5 protein-coding genes are annotated in these 6,866 nt (G+C 33.9%); 2 read left to right on the top strand and 3 right to left on the bottom strand.

Annotated elements, in window-relative coordinates:
- Positions 1 to 200 precede the first annotated feature (200 nt).
- Positions 201 to 1,538 carry a helix-turn-helix domain-containing protein gene (locus B3D98_RS05440; RefSeq protein WP_048395890.1) on the top strand — a complete coding sequence of 446 codons (1,338 nt, stop codon included), beginning with the start codon at positions 201 to 203 and terminating at the stop codon, positions 1,536 to 1,538.
- A 103-nt stretch (positions 1,539 to 1,641) separates the two neighbouring features.
- Here the strand turns inward: B3D98_RS05440 and B3D98_RS05435 are convergent, their stop codons facing one another.
- On the bottom strand, positions 1,642 to 2,616 hold the full coding sequence (locus B3D98_RS05435; protein ID WP_036074906.1) for a proline dehydrogenase family protein: 975 nt from the start codon (positions 2,614 to 2,616) through the stop codon (positions 1,642 to 1,644).
- A gap of 557 nt (positions 2,617 to 3,173) precedes the next feature.
- On the opposite strand from B3D98_RS05435, the gene B3D98_RS05430 reads away from it, so the two are divergent.
- Positions 3,174 to 3,773: a TetR/AcrR family transcriptional regulator gene (locus B3D98_RS05430; RefSeq protein ID WP_066036912.1), complete on the top strand. Its 600-nt coding sequence runs from the start codon at positions 3,174 to 3,176 to the stop codon at positions 3,771 to 3,773.
- Positions 3,774 to 3,811: 38 nt separating this feature from the next.
- Here B3D98_RS05430 and B3D98_RS05425 read toward each other — a convergent pair whose 3' ends face one another.
- A complete protein-coding gene (locus tag B3D98_RS05425) occupies positions 3,812 to 5,179 on the bottom strand; it encodes a S41 family peptidase (protein WP_288581425.1) in 1,368 nt (455 codons plus the stop codon).
- Between the two features lie 181 nt (positions 5,180 to 5,360).
- On the bottom strand, positions 5,361 to 6,680 hold the full coding sequence (gene brnQ, locus B3D98_RS05420; RefSeq protein ID WP_288581422.1) for a branched-chain amino acid transport system II carrier protein: 1,320 nt from the start codon (positions 6,678 to 6,680) through the stop codon (positions 5,361 to 5,363).
- Positions 6,681 to 6,866: the final 186 nt, after the last annotated feature.

Raw genomic sequence — 6,866 nt, 5'->3', positions numbered from 1 at the left:
TTCGTGTTTGTATGGAATCATGTCAGTTTCCTCCCAGGTATAAGTAGTGCCAAATGATTATGCACCTTTTAAGATTGTGTTAATTATATAATGCAATATAATTTGGCATTAATCAACTCAAATTTTAAAACTTTTTTAATTTTTGCATCTGCTTTTCATATTGGTGTTAGAATAAGCTTAATGGACTACAGGAGGACAAAATGGATAACAATGTACTACTAAGTATTTATAAATACGTCATTGAAAAAGGCGATATGGGAATTTGCGTTGTAGACACAGAGGGCAAATTGCTTATATACAATAAAAAAATGAGAGAATTAGAAGGCGTTAATGAGGATGAATTTGAGGAGAGGCGAGCCTTAGAGATTATTGATTTTGAAATTGAAAAAAGCGATATTTATAAGGTCCTCAGCTCTGAAACGCCAGTGCACAATATAAAAAAAACGTATTGGAATAAAAAAAATCAAGAAGTGACCTACATAAGCAATATTTATCCGTTGCACTATGAAGGCTCTTTAATAGGCGCTGTGGAATTTGCCCGAGATATTACACAGCTTGAATACATGATGTATCAGCCATTGCGAAGGTATGGCGCTCCATTGACATTTGATATCATCACGGCTGTATCACCAGTCATGAAGGATGTCATTGAAAAAGCAAAAATTGTGGCACTAAGTAGAATGCCTGTTGTGTTAATAGGGGAATCAGGTACTGGGATTGATATGGTTGCAGAGGGAATACATCATGATCTAAAGGTACAAAATGATATGTTTATTGCTTTAATTTGCCGTCGAGATGAGAAAACGGTATTAAAACAATTTGAAAAATATATTGTGGAAAAGGAGAAAATAACCTTCTTTGCTGAGCGCATTGAATATTTATCTTTAGAAGCACAAGAAAAGATTGTTGAACTTTTTAATAATCATCCTAATCATCAGCATGTTTTAATTGCTAGTGTTGGCAAAGATCCAATTGATTTGATTCAAAAGCATGAGCTATCCAAAAAGCTTTACAGACTTTTTTCAGGTATTACGATTTATGTACCTCCTTTACGAGAAAGAAAAGAAGATATTATGCCCTTTATCGATGATTATTTCAAAAGACATCGTGATAGCTTTGGCTCATCTATTCACGGGCTTTCAGAAGAAGTACGAGATACCTTTTTAAAATATGATTGGCCAGGAAATTTAAAGGAATTAGAAGTCCTGCTGGATGAAATAACCTCATTAATCACCAATGAAACGATAGTTGAATCACATATGCTGCCAGTGCATTTCAAATGGAAAATCCAAAGCTCTTGTGAGGAGACGGAAAAAGAGGTTTCTACGAGTGACTTGTTTGTCATTAAAAATCAACAGGATATTCGACCATTAGATGTCTATATGAAAGAGGTAGAGGAGTACTATATTTCGAAGGCGTTGGACTTTCATCAAGGCAATATCTCCAAAACGGCTGCTGCGTTGGGGATTCGTCGACAAAGTTTACAGTATCGAGTTAAAAACTATAAGCTCAATAAAAAAAGCGAAAACATTGATTAACAATGTTTTCGCTTTTTTGGATAGTTTCCCGAAAGTGAAGGATAGAACGATCTAACTGAAGGATAAAAACACAAAACTGATGGATAGCTTCAAGCTTGTATAATTATTTTCCTTTTTTCGAAAGGCGACCAAGCGCAAATGCAGCTGCTCCTAAGCCAATTGCCATGTTCGTTTTTTTGTTAAACACTTGTTTTGTCACAAGTGCAACATTTTGTGGACGCTCAGCTAAACGACGCATAAAGTAACCGTACCAGTCATTACCGAATGGTAGGTATGTGCAGAAATTATAACCTTCACGAGCAAGGTCTAGCTGCATTTCTTTACGGAAACCATATAGCATTTGGAATTCGAATTTTTCATTTGGAATATTATGTTGTTTCACAAATTGTTTTACATGGTTGATCACATTATGATCGTGTGTCGCAATCGAAGTAAATTTACCATGTAGCAAATGATATTCAATTAGTTTTAAGTAATTATGGTCAATATCAGTTTTAGATTGATAAGCCACATTTTCAGGTTCTTTATAAGCACCTTTTACAATACGTAAGCGGAAGTTTTTATATTTCTCAATATTTTCCTCTGATTCGAAGAAGTAAGCTTGAATAACTGTCCCTACGTTATCATACTCTTTGTGTAATTCCTCTAATAATTCAAAAGAGCTATGTAAACGCTCGTAGTTTTCCATATCGAAATTCACGAAAATATTATATTGATGTGCAAGAGCTACGATTTCTTTTAAGTTTTCATAGCAAAATGCGTAATCAATATCTAAACCTAATTGTGAAGGTTTAAGAGAGATGTGTGCATCAAGCTGTTCATCATGAATAGCTTGTACAACAGCTAAAATGTTATTTTTGGCAGCAGTTGCCTCTGATTTTTCGTAGACGAACTCGCCTAGATTATCGACTGTACAAGAAATATTGGCCTTGTTTAATTCTTTAATCGATTGCACAACTTCTGGTAAACTTGTGCCAGCAACAACACTTTGAGCACCCATTTTTAAACCATATTTTTGTGCAGCGCTGTTTAATAATTTGTTCTCTGATAAGTAAATGAAAAAGTCACGTAATACCATCATATGCCTCCAAAAATGAAAATTTTAAATTCTTGGCGATTATAACACTTTTTTTGAAAAGTAAAATGGTTTGATTTTCAGAAAAAAATTTTTCGAAGCCAGTTAGTGAGATAAAACTATTGCAGTCATTGACTTTTTCATGATAAAAATTTAAATTAAAAAATTTTTTCAAAAAAAAAGGACTTTTCAAAATAAAAGATTTGCTTTATGTTAATTAGTATATGTCTAAATTTGCGAATATGTATAATATTGGACTTTTCGAGAGTGAAATGGCATGATGGTATTTCAGAATTATTTATATTTTAATATAATTTATTAGTGGGTATTCTTAGAAGTGATTCTTAGATATCCGCTTTTTCATTTTTCAATTTAAATATCATATTAATAGTAGTTTATAGTAAAAAAAAACAGGGTGTATTATAATAAAATGGTATATAATCAAGATTAAATTATGTACGTTTTGTGAATTTATAGTTACTTTTGATTTAGAATAGTGTGTCTATATAAGCAATACAAAAGGAAATATGACTACTCTAAACTAAGATAAGGTGGAAAGTATGGCAAGAGGCAGAAAATTTAATTCAAATGGCGAACAAAGTAAACAACTATTACTTGAAAAAGCGATAGAGCTATTTTCTGATAAAGGTTATCATCACACAAAAATTAGTGACATTGTAAAGGCTGCCAATGTAACTCAGCCTACTTTTTATCTCTATTTTAAAAGCAAGGATGCCCTTTATAACGATTTGAATGCGCAATTTCAAAGCGGATTCTTGGCAGTAATGAATAATAAGTCAACTGACATTATTGAATATGGATTACAGGGTTTTATCATGCTCTTAGAGCAAAAGTTATTGAACTTGTTCGTATACATAATTGAAAATCCTGAATTAACAAAAATAGGTTTTATTGAATCCAAGCAAGCACATTTGGTGAAAAACCAAATGACACAGCAATTGATCCACCTTATTTATCTGCATGATTGTGACAAAGATCTACAATTGTATAGTGTGGATATAAAAATCATGATAGATAGTTTAGTAGGCTCAATAGAAAGACTCATCATTACGAATTTGTTAGAAGAAAAAAGGTTACCTGCAGAACTTGCAAATGATATTGTACAATTATATTTTTGGAAAACCAAAAAAGTGATATAAAAAACTGTCATCGATACTTATTATCGATGACAGTTTTTTTAATTGCTTATTTTTATATGCTGATAGTAGCCTTTTTGATCTTTGCTCTTTGGGTGAATAAGTAGCATATATTCCTGATTTGGTGATAAAGCACTCTTAGGTGTAACAGTTAATGTACGACCTTCAAATTTAACTGCTACGGGTACTTCCTTAGCTCCTAAAGCAGCCAGTTGAATGTTACTTTTAGCAATTTGAGAAGTAAGCCCAGCAGGAATTTTTACTGTAAATTTTTGTGTATCAGCTATATTTTTTACCGTGGAAAGTTGTTTATATTTAGGATATTTTTCCTTCAATGCATCATAATGTGCCTGGAAAATAGGTGCTGTTGTGGTTTGAACATTTGGCTTAACGCCTACTTCATGAATAGTATGACCCGCAGGACCTGTAAATTTACCAACTGTAAGCTTTAAATAGCTTCCATCCTGTAATGTGTAAAAGCCTTGCATAGCGCCTTTCCCATAGGTTGTTTCACCGTATAAAATAGCAGCTTTCTGGTCTTTCAATGATGCGGAAAGCATTTCAGAAGCACTGGCACTATAGCGGTTTACAAGAATACGGGTATCTTTAGGAAACTTTGTATCTTGTTGAACTGCTGGGATGGTATAAGAGTTATGTGCTTCTTCTAATAAATACGCAACTTTAGCAGATTGGAATAATCCTGTTAGTTCTTCAGCTGTTGTCACATAACCTCCACCATTATTTTGTAAATCTAAGATGAACGATGTTGCACCACGTTTTTTTAAGTCTATCAGCGCATTTTTAACAAGCTGTGCACCATCCTCTGAAAAGGAAGCCAACGAAATATAGCCCACATTTCCAAATAGTAGGTCAGTTTGTACATTTGGTAATGTGAATTTTTTACGTGTAATAGTTTTGGTAGTTTTTGAACTGTCACTATTCTTTAATGTAACTTCCACCTTAGTCCCCTCATTACCGATTAAAAGGGAAGAGGCCTCTTGAGTAGAACGCCCGATAATGGATTCACCATTAACCCCAATGATGATATCTCCAGCCTGAACACCAGCCTCAAAAGCACCACTGCCTTCGATTACTTGTAAAATATGAATTCCATCTTCGTGTTCTTCAATCACCACACCTATACCTATAGTAGATAGGTTGATGCTATTCATATAATTTTCAAATTCTTGCTTAGTGAAGTAGGTTGAGTAAGGATCAAGCATACTCATGATTTCTGAGATGGATGTAGCCTTCTCTAAATTTCCATTAATTGTTCCAACGTAAGTATCTTTCACAATCTCCTTAATTTCCTTAATAAGCTGTTGATCATTTTCAGCAGCGTGAGTAGTTGTAAAAGGGAGAAGGAAGAAGCCTAGAACAAATACGAATGACCATATTAACTTTTTCATTGGACACCTCTTTTCTAGAACTCAAAATAGAATGTATCATTATTAGGTATTAAATGGATGGTTACATTATGCAATTGAGTATCTAATTTTTATTATACATGAAGCCATCGCTATAGTGGTGGACTTATATGAGGTAGAAAAAGAATCTACTTGTCGCTATGGGCAAGTAGATTCTTGTAAATTATTTTTTTATCAATTTATGAATAATAAAACCAATTGATGCGCCAACAATAGCTGGTAAAAGCCATCCTAAATTTTGCTCATACATTGGCAATGCTTTCAGGATAGTTTCATAAGGTGTAATTTCAACTTTCATTTGTTTTAAGCCATCATATAGACTGACAAGGAAAGTTGGAACGAGCGCTAAAATATAAACAATTTGTCCACCTTTAAAGAAATGATCAGCTAGTGACAAGACCATCAATACCATAGCTAAAGGATAAATGATTAATAGTACAGGTAGTGATGCACTAATTATTGTTGAAAGTCCCACATTTGTAATAGCTGTACTAAAAATAGTGAAGACAACTAAAAACGTTTTATATGAAATTTGAGGGAATAGCTTATGGAAAAATTGTGCATTAGCAGTCAATAAACCAACAGCTGTGGATATACAAGCTAGTAAAATAGTCGCAGACAAAATAATACTTCCAAGGCTTCCAAAGAGCACCTCAGCTGATTTTGCAATAATATTTCCGCCATTATCAGAAATACCGATTGCATTGATACTTATATTACCAATATGCCCTAGAGAGATATAGACAAAGGATAAACCTATTGCAGCAACGACCCCCGCAAAAATGGTTGTTTTTACTTGTTTTCTTGTATCTTTCATACCCATATCACGCAAGGCTTGTAAAATGACGATACCAAAAACAAGAGCACTTAGAACGTCCATCGTTAAGTAACCTTGTACAAATCCTTCAGCTAATGGTGACACTTTATAGTTTCCTACGGCTTCTCCTGGTTCTCCCATAGGAGAGATAAAACTTTTAACAGCAAGCAATAAAATAACAAAAAGCAGGGCAGGTGTTAAAATTTTACCTACTCGATCGACGAGCTTCGAAGGGTTAATAGATAAATATAGAATTAACGTGAAAAACAAGATAGATGTGATAAAAAGTGGCGCCCAATGATCCCTCATCGCTTCAGAGAGAAATGGCGCAATGCCTATTTCATAGGACACAGATCCAGTACGTGGTACAGCAAAGAACGGTCCAATTGCTAAGTAGACAATGGAGGTGAAAATCACCCCAAAAGCAGGACTAACACGGTTAGCAAGCAGTTGTAAATCGCCTCCTGCTTTGGCAACAGCAACAATCGCTAATAGTGGAAGACCAACACCTGTTATAAGGAAACCAATCATGGCTACAGTGATGTTTTCACCTGCTTGTTGGCCTAATAATGGTGGGAAAATAATATTACCAGCACCCAAGAACAAGGCAAATAGTAGTAATCCTACTGCTAAATTTCCTTTGATGAAATGCAAGATGTTTTTCATAAGTATAATAACTCCTTTAAGATTGAAAAGCTAAAACTTTCTAAAAATTTTAAATACAGAAGTGTATGTTATCATAGGAACACTAATCTTGCAATGAAAATAGTATTTCAATATAGTCGGATTTCGTCGTATTCTATAAGTTTCCTATAATGTTTGAAAAATAGTCAGTTTTTCCGATTTTTCATG

The organism is Lysinibacillus sp. UBA5994, assembly GCF_002429725.1.
Classification (GTDB): domain Bacteria; phylum Bacillota; class Bacilli; order Bacillales_A; family Planococcaceae; genus Lysinibacillus; species Lysinibacillus capsici.
Note: the sequence above shows the minus strand (reverse complement) of the source record. Positions and strands in the feature narration are given on the sequence as shown.